The sequence below is a fragment of the Spirosoma sp. genome, from assembly GCF_026391055.1.
In the GTDB taxonomy this organism is placed as follows: Bacteria; Bacteroidota; Bacteroidia; order Cytophagales; family Spirosomataceae; genus Spirosoma.
The window spans coordinates 162610-183590 of record NZ_JAPLET010000026.1 but is presented as its reverse complement, the minus strand read 5'-3'; the positions used below and the strand labels follow the sequence as shown (position 1 = coordinate 183590).

At 48.8% G+C, this 20981-nt stretch carries 15 protein-coding genes; 9 read left to right on the top strand and 6 right to left on the bottom strand.

What is annotated here, in order from left to right:
- Positions 1-220: 220 nt before the first annotated feature.
- The 9 genes from NT073_RS23955 to NT073_RS23915 all read left to right on the top strand — a co-directional run bounded on the left by NT073_RS23955 (position 221) and on the right by NT073_RS23915 (position 16700).
- Positions 221-3424 carry a TonB-dependent receptor gene (locus NT073_RS23955; RefSeq protein ID WP_297378727.1) on the top strand — a complete coding sequence of 1068 codons (3204 nt, stop codon included), beginning with the start codon at positions 221-223 and terminating at the stop codon, positions 3422-3424.
- 88 nt (positions 3425-3512) lie between these two features.
- Positions 3513-5030 carry a RagB/SusD family nutrient uptake outer membrane protein gene (locus NT073_RS23950; RefSeq protein WP_297378725.1) on the top strand — a complete coding sequence of 506 codons (1518 nt, stop codon included), beginning with the start codon at positions 3513-3515 and terminating at the stop codon, positions 5028-5030.
- A 262-nt stretch (positions 5031-5292) separates the two neighbouring features.
- Positions 5293-8001 carry a c-type cytochrome gene (locus tag NT073_RS23945; protein ID WP_297378723.1) on the top strand — a complete coding sequence of 903 codons (2709 nt, stop codon included), beginning with the start codon at positions 5293-5295 and terminating at the stop codon, positions 7999-8001.
- A gap of 73 nt (positions 8002-8074) precedes the next feature.
- A complete protein-coding gene (locus NT073_RS23940; RefSeq protein ID WP_297378721.1) occupies positions 8075-8854 on the top strand; it encodes a DUF1080 domain-containing protein in 780 nt (259 codons plus the stop codon).
- Between the two features lie 55 nt (positions 8855-8909).
- Complete coding sequence (locus NT073_RS23935; RefSeq protein WP_297378719.1) at positions 8910-9971, top strand: aldose 1-epimerase family protein; 1062 nt, start codon at positions 8910-8912, stop codon at positions 9969-9971.
- A gap of 21 nt (positions 9972-9992) precedes the next feature.
- Positions 9993-11210 (top strand): hypothetical protein, encoded by a 1218-nt coding sequence (locus NT073_RS23930; protein ID WP_297378717.1) that lies wholly within the window; start codon positions 9993-9995, stop codon positions 11208-11210.
- Between the two features lie 117 nt (positions 11211-11327).
- Positions 11328-12356, top strand: a complete 1029-nt coding sequence (locus tag NT073_RS23925) for a TIM barrel protein (RefSeq protein WP_297378715.1) — start codon at positions 11328-11330, stop codon at positions 12354-12356.
- 141 nt (positions 12357-12497) lie between these two features.
- On the top strand, positions 12498-13655 hold the full coding sequence (locus NT073_RS23920; protein ID WP_297380263.1) for a Gfo/Idh/MocA family oxidoreductase: 1158 nt from the start codon (positions 12498-12500) through the stop codon (positions 13653-13655).
- A gap of 237 nt (positions 13656-13892) precedes the next feature.
- On the top strand, positions 13893-16700 hold the full coding sequence (locus tag NT073_RS23915) for a M14 metallopeptidase family protein (protein WP_297378713.1): 2808 nt from the start codon (positions 13893-13895) through the stop codon (positions 16698-16700).
- 80 nt (positions 16701-16780) lie between these two features.
- On the opposite strand, the gene NT073_RS23910 is transcribed toward NT073_RS23915, so the two are convergent.
- The 6 genes from NT073_RS23910 to bcp form a co-directional block, all read right to left on the bottom strand.
- Complete coding sequence (locus NT073_RS23910) at positions 16781-17233, bottom strand: hypothetical protein (RefSeq protein WP_297378712.1); 453 nt, start codon at positions 17231-17233, stop codon at positions 16781-16783.
- A gap of 10 nt (positions 17234-17243) precedes the next feature.
- The gene (locus NT073_RS23905) at positions 17244-17708 is read right to left on the bottom strand and encodes a hypothetical protein (protein ID WP_297378710.1); all 465 of its coding nucleotides are present in this window, start codon (positions 17706-17708) and stop codon (positions 17244-17246) included.
- A gap of 69 nt (positions 17709-17777) precedes the next feature.
- Entirely contained in the window at positions 17778-18350 is a 573-nt protein-coding gene (locus NT073_RS23900; RefSeq protein WP_297378708.1) for a sigma-70 family RNA polymerase sigma factor, read from the bottom strand.
- 85 nt (positions 18351-18435) lie between these two features.
- Positions 18436-19389: a transketolase C-terminal domain-containing protein gene (locus tag NT073_RS23895; RefSeq protein WP_012925577.1), complete on the bottom strand. Its 954-nt coding sequence runs from the start codon at positions 19387-19389 to the stop codon at positions 18436-18438.
- A 137-nt stretch (positions 19390-19526) separates the two neighbouring features.
- Positions 19527-20384, bottom strand: coding sequence for a transketolase (locus NT073_RS23890; protein ID WP_297378705.1), 858 nt, complete (start codon positions 20382-20384; stop codon positions 19527-19529).
- A 103-nt stretch (positions 20385-20487) separates the two neighbouring features.
- On the bottom strand, positions 20488-20937 hold the full coding sequence (gene bcp / locus NT073_RS23885; protein WP_297380261.1) for a thioredoxin-dependent thiol peroxidase: 450 nt from the start codon (positions 20935-20937) through the stop codon (positions 20488-20490).
- Between the last annotated feature and the right edge of the window lie 44 nt (positions 20938-20981).

Here is a 20981-nt window from a genome sequence, read left to right as displayed (position 1 = left end):
TTTATTAATATGTCTGCTATCAGGATTTATGATCTTCTATTGATTATCAGTTAGATAAGTCAGAAAGGCAGTAAGTGTAAACTATATTTTATAAAGATTACCCTCTTCTATGGGTATGTATGGGAAAGTACGAGTAGCTCGAATATCAATATTTGGCTATTCAATTGACTTTTTTTGAAATAGAGTCACCTTAAAAATCCTATTCCTTACTCTAAAAACCATGAAGAGATTCTATTTATCTATGGCTATGGCCATGGTGATTGCAGAGTCATTCGCAAGTTCTGCAAAACAGCCTAATGGGGCCCTTTCTGAAGGCGGGCGGTCTGTTAGTGCACTGGTAGCTATCAATGCTCCGGATCGTTTGGCAGAGGCCGCGACGGACATTACCGTGTCAGGTAAAGTAATTGATGAGAAAGGTGATGGGTTGCCCGGCGTAAGTGTTGTTATAAAAGGGTCAACACAGGGGACAACTACAGACGGAACAGGAAGCTTTAAAATTTCCGTTCCCAACGCCAATTCAACGCTGGTTTTCAGCTTTGTCGGGTACGCACGAAAAGAAGCTGTTGTGGGTGGCCAAACTACGCTAACCGTAACACTAACGCCCGATGATCAGACATTAAACGAAGTTGTGGTCGTTGGCTATGGTAGTCAGTTGAAGAAGGAGATTACCGGTGCCGTTCAGACCGTTAGTGCTGCAGAAATTAAAGATTTACCCGTGTCTCAAATTGGCCAGAAATTACAGGGCCGACTGGCAGGTGTGCAAATCAACCAGGCTACCGGTAAGCCGGGTCAAGGAATAAGTATCCGGATTCGCGGTCAGGTATCGGTTTCGGCGGGTAGCGACCCGCTTTATGTAGTAGATGGTTTCCCTATAACGGGAAACATTGCCCAGCTTAACCCCGATGAGATCGAAGATCTTTCGGTGCTGAAAGATGCCGCGTCGACCTCGCTCTACGGTTCCAGGGCAGCCAACGGGGTTGTATTGATCACAACGAAAAAAGGAAAGCCCGGCCAGACGAACATAAGTTTCAGTACGTTTGCGGGCATACAGAAAGTGCCCATGCGCGGTCGCGTGAAAATGCTGGACGCGGTTCAGTTTGCTCAGTTTAAAAAGGAGTACTACGAAGACCAGGGGCAGGCTGTGCCAGTCGAGTTTCAAAATCCGTCGCAGTACGAAGGCAAAAACAACGACTGGTATAATGCTTTGCTGCGGGAGGCCCCCCTTCAGAGCTATAACCTGAGTATTTCCAATAATACGGGTAAAGCCAATACATCGTTGGTTGCCGGTATTTTTAATCAGGATGGGGTCGTATTGAACAACAAATACAAACGGTATTCGCTGCGTCTGAACTCAAATTATAACTTGTCAGATCGGGTAACGATTGGCTTTAACGTAGCCCCTTCGTACGTGTACGATAATACACCCCGGACAGATGGCGACCGGGGAACCGGAATCCTCTTCAACGCCCTGCACACTTGGCCAGTTATGCCTATTTATGATGCCAGTGGCCAATTGACTAAGTTCAATACCTTTCCGGGTAGTACGGGAAATATTTTCCAGTATCCTAACTGGGTGCGGGCCGCTAATGAGCTGGTCAATGAAACCAAGAACACAAACCTGCTGGCGAATGCTTATGTACAATATCGGCCGATCACTGGGTTGACATTACGGTCGACGATGAATATCGAGTACCAAAACTCTAAGTTCTTCTTCTTTAACCCGTCAACGGCTACGAGTGCCATCAACGTGCCAATCCCGACAACGGCCGTTTCTATTCGGCAGGGGCTGGAGAATACATCCTGGCTGAACGAAAACCTGGCTACATATACCCGCAGCTTTAACGATCATAATTTTGAACTGCTAGCTGGTTTTACCAATCAGTGGTATCGACAGGAGTTTAACCGGATTCAGGCCGATACGTATGCCGATGACCGGCTGCCTACCATTCAGGGAGCGCTCAATATCAACCGGGGAGGTACAAACAACGGTATCAACCAGTGGACGTTAACTTCCTACCTGTCTCGTCTGACGTATAACTACAAAGGAAAATATCTATTTACGGCAGCTGTTCGATCTGATGGCTCGTCCCGATTTGGCGCGAACAACCAGTATGGTACGTTTCCGTCAGCTTCGGTGGGCTGGGTTATCTCGGATGAAAATTTCATGAAATCAGTTATGCCCGTTTCGTTTGCAAAAGTACGGGCCAGCTACGGCGTAATTGGTAATAATAACATTGGTAACTACACGTCGTATGCTCTGGTTAACAACACCACAAACGCCGTGTTTGGAAGTACGGTGGCTACAGGAGCCGTTGTGACGTCGCTGGCGAACCCTAATTTAGGATGGGAAACGACCAAGCAGTTTGATATAGGTCTTGATCTGGGTTTATTAAACGATCGTATCCAGTTTATCTATGATTTCTACACGAAGCGGACAACCAATCTGCTTTATGCGGTACAAATTCCGCAGGAGTCGGGCTTCACAAACTTTAATGACAACATTGGTGAAATTAAGTTCTGGGGCCATGAGTTCTCGCTGACAACCAAAAACACGACGGGTCGGCTCAAATGGAATACCAACGCAAACATCTCGTTCAACCGCAATCTGGTTGTAGCCCTGGCTCCGGGTATTGACCGGGTGTATGGTTCGTTCCACATCACGCAGGTGGGTAAGCCCTTTGGGCAGTTCTATGGCTTGATTAAAGAAGGGTATTATCAGAGTGCTGAAGAGCTGAGAACATCGCCAATCATTCCAGGCCGTTCGGCCATTGGTACCATCAAAATGAAAGATGTGAACGGCGATGGTGTGATTACCTACGGTGGTGATGCCGATGACCGCACGATTATTGGTAGCCCATTCCCAAAATTCACCTACGGTATTACGAACGATCTGAAATACGGCAACTTTGATTTCTCGATTACGGGCTCTGGCTCGTATGGAAATCAGTTGTGGGTTCGCCATTTGTATAGCACCGCCAATCTCGACGCTGTATTTAACATGGTTGAGGGCGTAAAAGACCGTTTTCGCGTTCAAAACGTCATAACAAATGGTGTTGGCGTGGCCACTAAAGTAATAACGCCAGGAGCCGGTCAGTTTGGGGCAACCAACAATGGCGGGAACTTTACGGGTATTGAGCGCGACTGGAACAGTACACAATTCCTGGCGGATGCGTCATTTTTTACTATCAAAAACATAACACTGGGGTACAACATAGGGGCGGTCAACAAGCTATTCAAGTCAGCACGGGTATATGCGTCGGCCCAACAGGTTTATATTTTCACTAAATACTGGGGTGGTCCGAACCCAGAGACCAGCGGCAACGGGTCCGGTGATGGTGATGGCGGTAACCTGAGCCAGGGCGTCGACTTTTCGAACTATCCGGTTCCACGTACCTACACACTTGGCGTAAACCTGAACTTTTAATTCATCGTCATAGAATCGTCAGTGGTTGTCAACTATCGTCCGACAATCCAGGAACTATCAAATGACCTATAAACTCATTTCGAACCATATGACACGTAAATACATTGCGACTTGGCTTTTAGCAATTGCCTTAACCGGTTGCAGCAAAGATTTCCTGACTGTAACGCCTGAAACAGCGTTGAGTTCGGCAACATTTTTCAAGACTGAAGCCGACTTTCAGCAGGCTGTTAACGGAGCCTATGTTCCCCTTCGGCAGATGTTTAACGAACGGGCCTGGGTGTTGGAGGAAATGCACTCCGACAATACGTACTATGCCCGTAATACGCTCTACGGAGCTGTTGACCCAACTGAAAACGTAGCTGATTTTGCCGTTCCAACAGCCAACGGAGTTACCGCCAATGATAACGTACTGGTACAGTACCGGTTAAATTACGTGATTATTGCGCGGGCCAATCAGATCTTGTCGCTTATCGATGGTAATGGGGTAACGTTCAGTTCAGAAGCATTGAAAAATAATCTGAAAGGACAAGCCTTGTTTCTGAGAGCCTTCGCCTACTTTGATCTGGTACGCCTGTTTGGCAAAGTGCCACTGCATTTGGTGCCGGTTGCCGGTCGGGAAGATGCCGCTTTACCGCTGGCAACTACGGATGCTATCTATGCACAGATCGAAAAGGATGCTTTAGCGGCCAGCACTGCCTTACCAAATAAAGCCACACAGGAACAGGGCCGGGCTACGTCAGGAGCGGCCAAAGTCCTGCTGGCGAATCTGTACATTACGCAGAAAAAATGGGCGCAGGCAGAAACTCTCCTGAAAGCGGTAGTCGCTAATGACGGCTATGTATTGATGCCTGATTATAACGATGCCTTTTCGTATACCAGCACGAATAAGAATAATAAAGAATCTGTATTCGAGATTCAGTATATGGAAGGTTCGGCCGGGTACAATGGTAACCAGATTTATCGCTTTATACCTTCTCCCATTACAGCCGCCGAGATTCTCCCCCTTACGGGCACATCGAATGCACAGCCTACGTCTCAGGAGAGTAATAACATTCCGACACCGGATCTTATTGCGGCTTACGAACCCGGTGATAAGCGAAAGGACATCTCCATTGGAACCGTTTTCTTAAGTGGTAGCCTACGCGCCAATAAAACGTACCCATATATCAAAAAATATGCTCGTCCTCATTCGCAGCACAACAATACCGGTCAGAACTGGCCCGTCTATCGCTACGCCGAAGTGCTGTTATTTTTGGCAGAATCGCTAAACGAGCAGGGCAAAACGGGAGAGGCTGCTCCCTACATCAATCAGGTACGGGCCCGTGCGGGTTTAGCGGCTACGACGGCATCGTCACAGACGGATATGCGGGAAGCCATCTTCAGAGAACGGCGTGTTGAACTGGCTTTTGAAAACAAACGCTGGTTTGATCTGACCCGTACGGGCCGCGTGAAAGAGATTATTGGGGCCTATGGAGCGAAGGTGAAGGCTGATCCGGCAGCGTACTATTTCCCGGCCGGGGCAGTTCCGCCACCGAATGCTTTCACGGTTCTTGATGATTACTACGGCCTGCCTGCGGTTGAAGCGGCCTTGACACCCAATTTCTAATCATTAATTCATTGAGTAGGCGTTTAAAAACGCCTACTCAATACAACTCTTTTTGTTTTGAATACCAAGGTTGGTGATTCTGATTGCCTAGAAGCAGAATCGACTTCGGCTCTGCTTCTTTTCTTTCTTTTTCTATCAACTCCGGTGCGGTATATCATCAGAAATCAACGCTTTAGTGAATGTAGCCTGAAGCTGTCAGAATAGTCAGCAGGCCAATAGTGCGCCAGAAGAGGCATTGATGTTAACTTACTCAATAGGAAGCATGTTTTTCAAACAAAAATCATCCAGGTTGCTGCTATTCGTTTCGGCCATGGCTCTGGCCGGAACATCCTGGGTCAATATGAGCGGAGTAACGTCCGAAACAACCAAAGCAGACAACCCCAAACTAGACAAGCTAAAGATGCTGCCTGGTTTTAAAGCGGAGCACTTGTATAGCCCCTCCGACAATAAGCAAGGCTCGTGGGTGGCTATGACCTTCGATGATAAAGGTCGGATGATTACTTCCGATCAATACGGGTTCCTCTACCGACTGGAAATTCCGCCCGTTGGTTCGGGTAACCAGCAGCCTAAAGTTGAAAAACTGAAAGTCGGTATCGTTCAGCCCGGCGATACAACGGTTGGAATGGGCTACGCGCAGGGCTTGTTGTACGCCTTTAACAGCCTGTATGTGATGGTGAACAACCGGGTAAACAAAAATTTTAATAAACCTACGGGATTATATCGCCTTCAGGATACTAACGGTGATGATCAGTTTGAGACAATTACCCTGCTGAAAGAGCTGAAAGGGCAGGAAGGTGAACATGGTCCGCACAGCATGAAGCTCTCTCCAGATGGTAAGTCCATCTATCTTGTTGCGGGGAACCACGTTGACGTCCCGCAAATGGATGCCTATCGTTTGCCATCGAACTGGAAAGAAGACAATCTGTTCCCGCAAATAAAAGACCCCCGTGGGCATGCCAACGATCGTATGGCGCCTGGTGGCTGGGTAGCCAATATTGACCCCGAAGGAAAGCGATGGGAGTTGATAGGAGCCGGTTTCCGAAATACATTCGATATTGCGTTCAACGAAGCTGGTGATATGTTTGGCTATGACTCCGACATGGAGTGGGACTTTGGTCTGCCCTGGTATCGCCCAACCCGGATTTGCCATATTACCAGTGGAGCTGAGTTTGGCTGGCGTACCGGAAATGGCAAGTGGCTTCCCGGAAACCCGGACAATCTGCCGCCTGTTCTGAACATTGGCCAGGGATCGCCAACGAACCTGATGTATGGCGACAAGGCTCGTTTCCCCGAGCGGTATCGCCAGTCGTTATTTGCCTTTGACTGGAGCTTTGGTATTATCTACTCGATTCACCTCAAACCTAAAGGTGCTACCTACGAAGGGGAGCGGGAAGAGTTTATTTCAGGGTCGCCCCTGCCATTGACCGATGGTATGTTCGGCCCCGATGGCGCTATGTATTTTTTGACGGGCGGCCGTCGGCTGGAGTCGGACTTGTACCGGGTTACCTATACCGGCACAGAATCTGTAACACCAGTTGCCAAAGCACCCGTCATTACGAAAGAACATCAGATAAGAACCCAGATGGAGCAGTACCATCATGGGGCAAATCCAGCGGCTATTGCGGCTGCCTGGCCTAACTTAAATCACCCCGATCGCTTTGTGCGTTACGCTGCCCGGATTGCCGTTGAACATCAGCCCGTTGCCCAATGGCAGGAGCGCGTGTTTACCGAAACTGATCCGCAGCGCCTAACGCAGGCAGCTGTAGCGCTGGCCCGTCAGGGAGATGCTACGCAAAAGAGTAAGCTGTATAATGCATTGGTTAAGATTAACTATAACCAGTTGTCGGAATCACAGCAATTTGATCTGAGCCGTGCTTTTGAATTAACTATGTTACGGATGGGCATGCCGGAAGGAGCCGATCGTGATAAAGTGATTGCTTACCTTAACCCACATTTTCCGGCTAAAACGGCCTTGCTGAACCGTGGTCTCAGCCGCGTTCTGATTTCTCTCGAAGCACCGGGTGTAGTCAATAAAACGCTGGCGCTGATGGACGTAAAAGACGAGCCCGGCAGCAAAGATCTGGGCCTTGAGACAGCCACCGCTTCGTCAGACCTTATCCTTCGCAATCCACAGTATGGTCTGGATATTGCTAAAATGCTGGAGAAAGTGCCGCCCTTACAGCAAACGTTCTATGCCGTTATGTTAAGCCGGGCCGATGCTGGCTGGACACCGGAATCGCGGACAAAATACTTTACCTGGTTTGGGAATGCGTTCAAATACCAGGGTGGTCGAAGCTATGTAGGATTCATTGATAGAGCGCGTAAACTGGCCTTGAATCACGTACCGAAAGAGCAGTTTGATAAATTCAACAAGCTATCGGGTGCCGACTTGCTAACGGCCAACGGGAACGATTTTGTTACCGATTATGCGCCAAAAGGTCCGGGTCGGCGTTGGGAACTGGCTAGTGCCGTTGCGGTTGTCGATAGTGGATTGGCCGGGCGTAGCTTTGATACGGGTAAGAAAATATACTCCGCCATTCTATGCAGCCGCTGTCATTCGATGGGCGGTCAAGGTGGCGATATTGGTCCTGATTTGACTCAGCTTGGCACCCGTTTCTCCAACAAAGATATCCTGGAAGCCATTATTCACCCGGACAAAGCCATCTCCGATCAATACGTGTCTACCATTTTTACGTTGAAAAATGGCCAGTCTGTATTGGGGCGTCTGGTGAATGAAGATAAAACCAGCTACTCGATTTCGCAGAATCCCTTCGCGCCCGACGAGGTTCGGAAGGTGGCGAAGAAAGATGTGGTGTCGAAGAAAAATTCGACCGTTTCTATTATGCTGCCAGGACTTATCAACAGCCTGAGCCCAAGTGAACTCAAAGATCTGGTTGCCTACCTGAAATCGGGTGGTAATCAGAATAATGAAGTTTACAAAGCTGCTGCGGGCGGAACGAAAGGTAAATAATATAAAGCGTAGTTATAGTCTGGTTTCAACCCGGCTATAGCTACGCTTTACAAATTTTAACGATAAGATCGACATGATTAAAAACGTAAGGCTCAACTTTATCCAGCTTGGCCTGATGCTTGCCGTTATTGCAACTGCCAGTATCAATATGTCTTGTGTAGCGCAAAAAAAGAAAAATGGCTTCGTAAAAATATTTGATGGTAAGTCGCTCAAGGGCTGGGATGGCGATCCAACTTATTGGCGCGTAGAAAACGGAAATCTGGTCGGGGAGATTACCCCGTCAACTCTCCTCAAAACGAATAACTTTATCATCTGGCGCGGGGGAGAGCCTGGCGATTTTGAGTTTACCGGCGAGTTCAACATTACCGAAGCGGGAAATTCGGGTATCAATTACCGAAGTGAGCAATTAAGTGATGTGCCCTTTGCCTTACGCGGGTATCAGGCTGATATTGACGGACAAAACCGCTACACAGGTCAGAATTATGAAGAACGGAAACGGACAACGCTGGCGTATCGCGGCCAGAAGACAACCATACCGCCTTATACAGGTGAGGCAACTCCAGAGGCTGTTCGAGCCAATGTGAAGCGAAATGCCTGGGGTGGGTTGACCGTTACTGGCTCGCTGGGTAGCTCAGACTCCCTCAAAACATTCATCAAGAGTGAAGATTGGAATACCTTTCGGCTGGTCATCAAAGGCAATCGTCTGCAACATTACATCAATGGCATTTTGATGAGCGATGTAACGGATGAAGACACCGTGAATGGTAAGGCAAAAGGACTGCTGGGCGTTCAGGTACACGTAGGCCCCCCCATGAAAGTACAGTATCGAAACCTGATGCTGAAGCAATTGTAAACCTTAAACCTATAAGGTTTTAAAAACCTTATAGGTTTAGTAAAATCAACCAGCCTTGACTCAACAATCCTGGACAGACAAAGTATCCAATCCAGCTCAAATTGGCGGCATCGAAACATCCATTCTTGACAATGGCACTGGCCGGGGAACGCGTATAGCCTGGATAAATACCGGCACCGGCCTGCGCTACAAAGTCGTCATTGACCGGGCTATGGACATCGCCGATGCCTTTTTTAATCAACATAGCTTGGCCTGGCTCAGCCATATAGGTATTACCCCACCTCAGCCATTCTCCGATAAAGGGGCCGACTGGCTCCGTACCTTTGGTGGGGGATTACTTACTACCTGCGGCCTGTCGCACGTGGGTGGCCCCGAGCAGGATTCTTTCGGCGAACGCGGGTTGCACGGACAGATAAGTAATAGTCCGGCCGAAATCGAATCTATCATCCAGCCCGACCCACGTAGGGGACAATTGGAGATGAGCATAACCGGCCGGATTAAGGAAACTAAAATATTCGGTCCGAGTCTGGAACTGCGACGCACTATTTCCGGAACCCTAGGGCAGCCTTTCATCCGAATTCACGACGAAGTCATAAATCGGGCCAATACACCAGCACCGCACATGCTGCTATACCATTTTAACTTCGGCTGGCCTCTGGTCGATGAAGGGACAGATATTGTCTGGAAAGGCGATTGGCAGGCCCGGGAAGGGGGAATCAATGCAGACATTTTCCACGAAGGCAGCGACTTTCAGAAATGTCCGGCGCCTTTAGAGACCCATAGTGGTACGGGCGAAGCGGTGGCTTCCATTGATAGTACGCCCGACAGCTCCGGGCAGTGTACAGCCGGTTTGCACAACGCTCAACTAGGCATGGCCGTAGCCTTACGGTTCCAGAAAGATCAGTTGCCCTGGCTCATTAATTGGCAACACTGGGGAAAAGGTGAGTACGTCACGGGTTTGGAGCCCACAACTAATCCACTGATTGGGCAGGCGAAGGCCCGTGAACAGAACGAACTCCTATTCCTGAAGCCGGGAGAAACCCGGTATTACGACCTTGAACTTGAAGTTTTACATGAGAAAGCAGCAATCAATGACTTTCTCTCAAAACAGCTTTAGCTGACCACTTATAAACCCTATATGGAAACAACGTCAACACTCAGTGTCATTGAAAAAGCCTTAGAACAAGGGAAAGGCGTTTTGCGGCTGACCCCAACATGGGTACCCCGATCTTTTTGCGTTCCAGGCCGTCGAATTAAACTGCACCCGGATGATTATTATGTGCTGGGTGGCGAACGGGGCGGTATCGATGAACGCTGGTTCTCATCAACTACACCCGCCAAAAATGGACCGCTCACGGGCGAAAATGAAGGGCTGAGCCATGTCGTCTTTAACGACAACGGGCAGGAAGTTCAGTTCCTGCTGAAAGATGCCGTGAATGAATTGAAAGGCGAACTTATCGGCGATCGTTTGTGGAGTGAATACGAGGCTTGGCCAATGTACTCCAAGTTTTTTGATAATATGGGTCCACTGCCGCATCACCTGCACCACAACGATGAGCAGGCAGCCCTGATTGGTCAGTTGGGAAAACCCGAAGCTTATTATTTCCCGCCACAGGTTAACAACCACGGGGGCGATTTTCCCTACACCTTCTTTGGAATTGCACCGGGTACAACCAAAGAGCAAATAAAAGAATGCCTTCAGAACTTCACGAAAGGCGATAACAAGATTACCAATTACTCGTCGGCCTACCGGCTGGAGCCGGGAACGGGCTGGGATGTGCCACCTGGCTTACTTCATGCCCCCGGTAGCATGTGTACTTACGAACCACAGAAAGCGTCGGACGTGTTCGCCATGTACCAGTCGCTGGTAAATGAAGCCATCATTCCCGAAGAGTTATTGTGGAATGGTACGCCTAAAGACCGTATGGGCGACTACGACCAGTTGATGGAAGCCATCGACTGGGACTTGAACGTTGACCCGCAAATGATGGCCAATCGGTTCATGAGACCTAAGCCAGTACGGCCCCTCGAAGAGATGGAAGGTTATATCGAAACTTGGGTTTGCTACAAATCTGATGCGTTCAGTGCTAAAGAACTTACTGTACTGCCGGGCCAGACTGTTACCATTAAAGACAGTGCCGCTTACGGCCTGATCATGATGCAGGGGCATGGCAAACTGAACGATTGGGATATCGAAACACCAACGATGATCCGGTATGGCCAGCTGACGAATGATGAATTCTTCGTGAGCGAAAAAGCGGCTATGGAAGGTGTAACCATCGTTAATGCCTCGTCGACCGATCCCATTGTCATGCTAAAACACTTTGGTCCCGGAAATCCTGATTTAGTGTTGTAAAATATTGTTACACAGAGATTAAAGGCAATGCACAGAGACTCAAATACATCTCCGTGAGTCTCTTTTACCCTCTGCGGAGCTCTGTGGCATGATTTTTAAACCATATAACCAACCCCCATGAACGAGAATAACTATCCAAAACTACACAATGCCATGTGGCCGGGTGTCGTCGGCAAAGGCCCGGATTCAGAACCCGTTATTGGCTTCGATACGATGCTGGAACTGACAGCTTCGGCTGAAGTTGATGGCGTAAAATTCGATGGCGTCGACCTGGCACTGTTCGAGCATATCGACGTCAATATTTCGGATGATGAGATTAAGAAACTAGCTGATAAAGTCGGTGGCTACAACCTGAAAATTGGCTCCCTGGTAGCCCCCATCTGGGGCGGACCGGCTATGGGAAGTAAGGAAGATCGGGCCAACTTTGTGGAGATGGTTCGCAAATCATGCAATATTGGCCAAAAACTAACCCAACTGGGAATTCGGCCAAGTGGCGTGGTTCGGATCGACTCGGCCAGCTCTCCTCACGACTGGGATGCCGACCCCACCGGAAATTCTAAACTGATTGCCCAGACCTTCCGCGAAGCCTGCGATGTCGCGGCTGATTACGGCGAGAAACTGGCGGCTGAGGGCGAAATCTGCTGGGGCGGTATGCACAGCTGGAAAACCATGCTCGAAACGCTGGAAGCTGTCGACCGGCCAAATATGGGTTTTCAGGCCGATATGGCGCATACGTTGCTGTACACCATGGGCTACAACCGCGAACAGGACCGTATCCTGCCTCCCGACTTTGACTGGAGCGACCGGGCTGCACTGGATGAAGCGCTTAAAACATTAACCAAAGCATTACGCCCTTGGACAATCGACTTTCACGTCGCGCAAAACGACGGAACTGTGTTCGGGTCGGGGTCACATGATAAGACTGGTCGGCACTGTCAGGCGCTGGACCCCAATGGCAAACTCGACGTTGTTCATGACGCAGGCTATTGGCTGCGCGATGAAAATGGAGTGCTCACTAAAGCCTTTAAACACATTTGCTGGGATGGTTGTATGTTCCCCAATGCCGTTATGACCAATCAGCAGACTTGGAACGACATTCTGGCCACCATGATCAAGGTACGCAAAGAACACGGCTGGTACGAGTAGAGACCGCACCGAAGCCGCGGACGGTCGGCGGACCGGCAACTCTTTGCGTCTCCTGAACCGGATGCTTTTGGGCTGACGCAAATGATTGCTGACGCACAGGAGAGGCAACGTGTTGCGCTTTACAAAAAAACACCTAAAAACATGACACCCAAGAAAGAGATACGAATTGGATTAATTGGTACCGGCTTAATGGGCCGGACGCACTCAAATGGATATAAACGCATTGGCGACTTCTTCCCCGAACTGGAATATCGGCCGGTTCTAAAAGTGGTTTGTTCGCGCAATGCCGAAAACGTACAGAAATTTGCCGATCAGTGGGGTTATGAGTCCGTAGAAACTGACTGGCGCGCCGTAATTGCCCGCGACGATGTCGACGCTATTGACATTTGTACACCTAACGACTCACACGCCGAAATCGCCATTGCCGCTGCTGAAGCGGGTAAAATGATTCTGTGCGAGAAACCCCTTGCGCGTACTGTGGCCGAAGCCCAAAAGATGGTTGATGCTGTGGAGAAGGCAGGTGTTAAGAATACAGTTTGGTACAACTACCGCCGGGTTCCGGCCGTTACGCTGGCCAAGCAGATTGTCGATTCGGGTAAACTGGGCAAGATTTTCCATTACCGGGCTAACTTTTTGCAGGATTGGACTATAAGTGCCGATCTGCCACAAGGGGGCGCGGCCCTCTGGCGGCTGGACTCGGACGCTGCGGGGTCTGGCGTGACGGGCGATTTGCTGGCCCACTGTATCGACACCGCTATGTGGATTAACGGAGCTATCACCGACGTATCGGCCGTAACCGAGACATTCATTAAAGAACGCGTGCACCAGTTGACCGGGCAGGTGCAGAAAGTGGGTATTGATGATGCCTGTATTTTTCACTGCCACTTCGAAAATGGCTCGCTTGGCCTCTTCGAAGCTACCCGTTATGCACGTGGACATAAGGCATTGTATACGCTCGAAATCAACGGCGAACACGCATCTATTCGCTGGGATTTGCATGATATGAACCGCCTGGAGTATTTCGATCATGCCGATGATTCGGTAGTTCGGGGCTGGCGTTCTATCCTGGTGACAGACAGTGATCAACCCTACATGAAACGCTGGTGGATTCCCGGAACAATTATTGGTTACGAACACACGTTTGTGCACCAGGCGGCTGATTTCTTCAAAAGTCTGGAAACCGGTGAGCCCTGTGCGCCAACATTTCAGGATGCGATGGAAACCCAAAAAGTATGCGAAGCCGTTATTGAATCGGCAACGTCAAGAAGTTGGAAAGAAACAGGTGCTAAAAATATTTAGCGTTCGTTGACTTTGAATTAAAAAAGTGGGTACGCCAGTATCCACTTTTTTTTGTTTTTGTCACTAATAAACATATCGTTTATCTCCCAATTAACTTTTGTGTCTTCCTCAAAAGTCAGTATAAATAAAGGCGTACGTATGAATGAATTATCAATAATTTGGTAGATAGGATGATGGTCTGTGCAGAAAAGTCCCTAATTTGGGGCTGATTACATCGACAATATGACTCTTATCCCTATGATTCAAAAAAATCTTCTTTCGTTTATGCTTGTCCTGTCGCTGGGCATTTTGACGGTTCAGGCGCAGACGATTCCTACACCCAAAGAACACTTTGGCTTCAATATCGGTGATGACTATCACTTGGCTACTTATACTCAAACGGAAGCTTACTTTAAAAAGCTCGCGGCATCGGATCGGACTAAACTGACCGACATTGGTCTGACAGAAGAAGGCCGCCATCAGTTTATGATGATCGTTTCGTCGCCCGATAACCTCAAAAAACTCGATACATACAAAAGTATTTCGCAGAAGCTCGCCCGTGCCGAGGGTATTAGCGAAGAGCAGGCCCGTGCGCTGTCGGCCGAAGGTAAAGCTATTGTCTGGATCGATGGCGGGTTGCATGCTACCGAAACGGTGGGTACGCACCAACTCATTGAAACAGCGTATCAACTGGTGAGCCGCAAAGACCCTGAAACACTCAAAATTCTTGACAATGTCGTGATACTGATGACTCACGCCAATCCAGACGGTCAGGAGATAGTATCGAACTGGTACATGCGCAATCCAACGCCCGAAAAGCGGACGCTGGACAACCTGCCTCGTCTGTATCAGAAATACGTAGGCCACGACAACAACCGTGATTTTTTCATCATGAACATGAAAGAGTCGCAGAACATAGGCCGCCAGTTGTTTGTGGAATGGATGCCGCAAATTATGTATAATCACCACCAGCGTGGCCCGGCTGGTTCGGTATTAGCCGGACCTCCCTATCGTGACCCGTTTAACTACGTGTTCGATCCGCTGATGATTACTGGCATTGATGCGTTGGGTGCCGCCATGATCAACCGGCTGAATGCTGAAAACAAGCCAGGTTTTACCCGGTTAGGCGGTTCTGTTTTTTCGACCTGGTACAACGGCGGGCTACGTACCACCACGCACTTTCACAACATGATTGGTTTGCTGACCGAAATTATCGGTAACCCGACCCCTGAGGATGTTCCGCTCGTACCCAGCCGTTTAATTCCGAATGGCAACACACCATTTCCGGTTACTCCGCAGAAATGGCACTTCAAGCAGTCGATTGATTATTCCGTTTCGCTGAACTACGCCACGCTGAACTATGCCGCCCGTCATGCCGACGAGTTGCTTTATAACATCTATCGGATGGGTAAAAACTCCATTGAGCGGGGTAGTAAAGATTACTGGACTTTGTCCCCAAAGCGTATTGATGCCATTACACAGGCTTACCAGACCGATCAGAAGAAGGCGACTCCCGGTAGCGGTGCTGCCGCCACGGATCAATATGGTTTATTGCCCCGTGGTGCTTCTGGTATGCCCGTTAAGTACTTCGATACAATCATGAAAGCCCCAGTGCTTCGTGATCCTCGTGGCTTTATCATCACGGCCAATCAACCCGATTTCCCAACGGCAGTGAAATTTGTAAACGCACTGATAAAAACGGGTGTTCAGATTCAGGTAGCGACGGCCGATTTCGCCGTGGCGGGCAAAAAGTATCCGGCAGGTTCATACATTGTCAAAACCGATCAGGCGTTTCGGCCGCACGTAATTGACATGTTTGAACCACAGGATCATCCAAATGATTTTCAGTATCCGGGTGGCCCTCCAGTGCGTCCATACGATGCGGCTGGCTGGACGTTGGCTTACCAGATGGGTGTTCAGTTCGACCGCGTACTGGATGGCTTTGATGGGCCATTTAAGAAGCTGCCTTATGGTGAACTTCAATCGCCGAAAGGTCATCTGGATGGGTCAGCCGTGGCAGGCTATGTATTGGGCGCGCGAGCTAACAACTCATTTATTGTTGTTAATGACCTGCTGAAATCAGGTGTTGAGGTTTATCGGTTACCGAACGGAGCAGGTGATAAGTCGGGCGTTGAAGCCGGATCATTTTTTGTACCAGCATCGGCTAAAGCAAAAGCCTTACTGGATAAGTCCATCAATGACTTAGGATTAGACGTAACGGGTCTCGCCAAGAAGCCAACTACCTCCATGATTAAGGTTGCGCCAATGCGTATCGCCCTGTGGGATACGTATGGTGGTTCAATGCCGTCGGGCTGGGTACGCTGGCTGATGGAGCAGTATCATTTTCCGATGCAGTTGATCTATGCACAGGATATTGATGCTGGTGATCTGAAAAAGAAATATGATGTTATTATGTTTGTAACTCGTGCTATTCCTGCAATGGGCAACGCAGCAGGTGGTCGGGGCGAAGGCGAATACGGTGGTGCCAGAGAGCCCAAAGCCGAAGAGCTACCAAGCGAATATCGCCCCTGGCTTGGAAAGATTACAGCTGATAAGTCGATTCCGCAGTTGAAGAAGTTTATGGAAGCGGGTGGCCATGTGGTAACGATCGGCTCTAGCACTAATCTGGCCTACCACTTAGGCCTCCCCGTAAAAAACGCACTGGTCGAGATGACGGCCAATGGTCAGGAACGCCCCCTGGCAGCTGAGAAATATTATATTCCGGGTAGTATTCTGGAAATTAGCCTGGACTCAACTCAGCAGGCTACCTGGGGACTACCGTCAAAAACGGATGTTTACTTTGATGCCAGTCCGGTATTTAAAATAGCGCCGGATGCCATTGCAAAGGGACTGGTAAAACCGCTGGCCTGGTTCTCAACGGCAAAGCCTTTGCGCAGTGGCTGGGCTTGGGGACAGTCTTATTTGCAGGATGGTGTTGCCGCGTTTGTGGCACCTGTCGGTTCTGGTAAACTACTTGCCTTTGGCCCTGAAATCACCTTCCGCGCGCAGGCGCAGGGAACGTTTAAGTTGCTGTTCAACCAGCTTTATGCGCTGAAGGTGCCTTAAAAAGGCCTAAATCGATGATAACAGAAAGCCTGACCCATCTGAGTCAGGCTTTCTGTTATACAGTACAGTTTTCGTGAAGCTTAATTCGAGTTATTGAGCTTATTCAAAAGCATTTTATTGAACATTTGCTCCGTATTATACAACTCTTTCAGTTGGGCCGGACTGATAACTTTCAAAAACCGGCTCATATACTCCTCATCGAGATCGGCCAGTTTTTGCTTGGTTGCATTAACTTCCCGCAATCCGTCGACTAATTGATTATCGTTCACGTTACTGCGTGATGGCTCCTTGTTCAGCTGCCTGATTCGCCGGTTTAATTCCTGCTTCTTCGCGTTATATTCATTATAAACTGCCCAAAACTGGGGAGCCTGATCAGTCGTCAGGTTAAGTCGATTGGTAATTAGGCCAATCTTTGCTGATTCAATTTTCTGGCGTCCGTTGAGATCATTCTGTGCGTAAACGAGTTGTGTCGTCATCGTCAGGGCAATCATCCAGCCAATCCATGCGTGTTTCATCGCGGTAAAGTTAACCATGCTAAATAAATCAGGAGCCAATAGTCGGATTGTCTGACAAGTACTCGTCCATAATGTGCTGCTGAATGTCGGTGGGTAATACGTTCAGATACTGAATCGCCGTTGTATCTGTTCCCAGCGATGAGTGAAGCTGCTGGGTATCGGCCAACTCATCGGCGTTGATACCCTGCTCATCGAGGTAGGCACTAATGACTTCATTACTCACGCCAGCCAGTGCCTCATTGGGCAAGGATTCTTGCCGCTGGGGTATTGTTTGCCAAACTAGTAATGCAATCAGACTGGCGCCAACCAGCGATGCTGTTGTGCGTTGCCACGACCAACTAATGCTAAAGGCTGGTTTAGCTTTGTGTTGAACACGCGCCTGTACCCGAGAGGGCAGCGTATCGAAATAGCCATCCGGTGCCGCAAACGGAAGTTGCCGCATCGGGTGTTCGGGTGGTAGTTCGTCGAGCCTAAAGTTTTTATCCTCGTTCATGGTAAGTGGTGTGTGTATTACACAATTCTTTCTCAGTTTAGGTATTGGACACTGTACGACGACCGGGGTTTAATCAGTTGTATCAGTTTTCGTGATAAAATCCTCAATTTTTTTGACCGCCAGGTGGTACGAGGCCTTCAGCGCTCCTACCGATGTACCGGTAATCTCCGAAATTTCTTCGTACTTCATGTCATCGAAGTATTTCATGTTGAACACTAGTCGCTGCTTATCGGGAAGCTTAAGAAGCGCTTTTTGGAGTTTCATCTGTACTTCTTCACCGCTTGGTTCACTACCCGATGTAACATAGGCAGAGTTGCTTTCCAGCTTTTCCATCAACTCGCCTTCAACATCGCCGATAGGCAGGAAAAACCGTCGGCGTTTTTTATTCAGGAAGTTAAGGCATTCGTTGGTCGCAATACGGTATACCCAGGTATATAACTGACTATCACCCCGAAACTGTTCCAGGCTGTTCCAGACTTTTATGAACGTTTCCTGCACTAAATCATCAGCATCGTCGTGGTCAATGACCATTTTGCGGATATGCCAATATATTTTCTGCTGATACTTGCGTACCAGCAGATTAAAGGCGTAGTTCCGGCTCGACGGGTCGCGGTATTTAACGAGGATTTCTTCGTCAGTCATTCTTAGTTTAGTAGTTAGGAGTTAGGCGCTAGGAGTGAGAATAGCGTGTTGCCTCCTCACTCCTCGCGCCTAACTCCTAACTACTTTATTTTCTAGCTATTGCTTTCTTCACCTGCTCAACAATCTTGTCGGCGGTGAGGCCATACTTTTGCATCAGCTGGTCGGGTGTTGCGCTTTCACCAAAGGTGTCATGAACACCTATGTATTCGAGCGGGGCTGGGTAGTTACGCGCTAGCACCTGTGCAACGCTATCGCCCAAACCGCCATTGATCATGTGTTCTTCAGCTGATACAGCACAACCTGTTTTCTTAACCGATGCCAGAATAGCCTCTTCATCTAACGGTTTTATCGTGTGAATGTTGATAATATCGGCTTCAATTCCTTCTTCGGCCAGGATTTCACCGGCTTTGATCGCTTCCCAAACGAGATGGCCTGTGCAGAAGATAGAAACGTCTTTACCTTCATTAACGGTCCAGGCTTTACCAATTTCAAACTTTTGATCGGCTGGCGTGAAAACGGGAATGACTGGACGGCCAAATCGCAGATAGACCGGACCAACGTGATCGGCAATAGCAAGGGTAGCCGCTTTAGTTTGGTTATAATCGCAGGGATTGATGACCGTCATGTTGGGCAGCATTTTCATCATGCCCAAATCTTCCAGAATCTGGTGCGTTGCGCCATCTTCGCCCAGAGTTAGGCCTGCGTGAGATGCGCATATTTTTACGTTCTTATTCGAATACGCTACCGACTGCCGTATCTGGTCATAAACCCGACCGGTAGCAAAGTTGGCGAACGTGGTAGCGAAGGGGATATGTCCACCAATAGTAAGACCCGCCGACACGCCAATCATGTTAGCTTCGGCAATACCGCACTGAACAAAACGCTCGGGGTTTTCTTTAATGAACGTATCCAGTTTGAGGGAACCGGCCAGATCGGCCGTTAGTGCAACAACGTTGGGGTTTGAGCGGCCCAACTCGGCAATGCCCGCGCCGAATCCCGAACGCGTGTCTTTCTTCTCCGTGTATTCGTATTTTTTCATGTATTCGTTTGAAAAGGAGATGTACATGGTACATCACTCATGCGGATATTTTTGGTAATGACCGGGATTTTCCTGATCATTTGGGGGGAGTTAAACAAGAGGGAGACGTAAGGGATTGCGTCTCTACAAAAAATGAATCAATAATCCGTTACACCTATCGACAGAGGCAATCCGTTAAGGGCTTGTGTCAATTGATCCGCATTAGGCGCTGTGCCGTGCCATTTGTAGTTGCCTACCATGTACTCAACACCAAAGCCCATTTCGGTATGCATCAGGATCATTGTTGGAACCTCTGGGTTTTCCTGCGCTTTTTTCAGTGTGCGGATTACGTCCTCAATATCGTTGCCTTCCATCTCGTCAACGAACCAGCCGAACGCCCGGTATTTGGCAGCCAGGTCACGGTTGCTGTTCACATTGTCGGTAGTACCGTCAATCTGGGCGTGATTGAGGTCGATGATGGCCGTCAGGTTGCCGAGTTTTTTGTTGGGAGCAAACTGAGCTGCTTCCCAAATCTGGCCTTCCTGTTGTTCGCCATCACCCATTAGGACGTAAACGTGGCTTTTATCGCCATTAAGTTTTTTAGAATAAGCCGCACCGCTGGCTACCGATAAACCCTGTCCAAGCGAACCGGACGCAATACGAATACCCGGCAGGTGCTCAGCTGTGGTTGGGTGTCCCTGCAGGCGGCTGTCGAGCTTCCGGAACGTAGCCAGTTCGCTAACCGGGAAATAACCAGCCCGCGCTAGTACCGAATAAAAAACGGGCGAGATGTGACCATTGGAGAGGAAGAAAAGGTCCTCATCCCGGCCATCCATATCGAAAACAGGTTTGCCATCGGCATCACGCTTCAGGTTCATCACGTCAAAGTATAAGGCAACTAGAAAATCAGTGCAGCCTAATGAGCCGCCCGGGTGGCCAGAGTTAACAGCCGCAACCATGCGGAGGATGTCGCGTCGAACGGCTACTGCCGTGCTTTTGAGTTGTTCAATTTCCATTTTTTTAGGAGGTAGGAGCGAGCAACTAGGAATGAGGCAGTTAGTACACACACTTAACAATGTATACTAACGTATTCATGCACCAGTACTCACCACTGTGTACTTAGTTTAAAATTTGATTTGCGTGGTTTTTGGTATCTATCTTATGAATAATATCCGTAATGATACCCTTTTCGTCAATTAAAAATGTAGTTCGGACTGTTCCCATATACGTCCGGCCATACATGGATTTTTCCTTCCAGACATCATAGGCTTCCGCCACTTTCATGTCTGTATCGGCAATAAGCGTAAAAGGCAACTCGAATTTGCTGATGAATTTCTGATGCGATTTCTGATCATCAACACTTACACCCAGCACCTCGTATCCCGAAGCCCGCAAATCGGCATAATTGTCGCGGAGGCTACACGCCTGGGCTGTACAGCCCGGTGTATTGTCTTTCGGGTAAAAATACAGGACAACTTTTTTACCCCTATAATCCGATAGTTTTATCGGTTGACCGTTCTGATCTGTACTTGTAAAGTCGGGAGCAGGGTCGCCAATGTTCAGACTCATGGTGGTTTGCGGTTGCATACCTATTAGGTTTTTTAAACCTTATA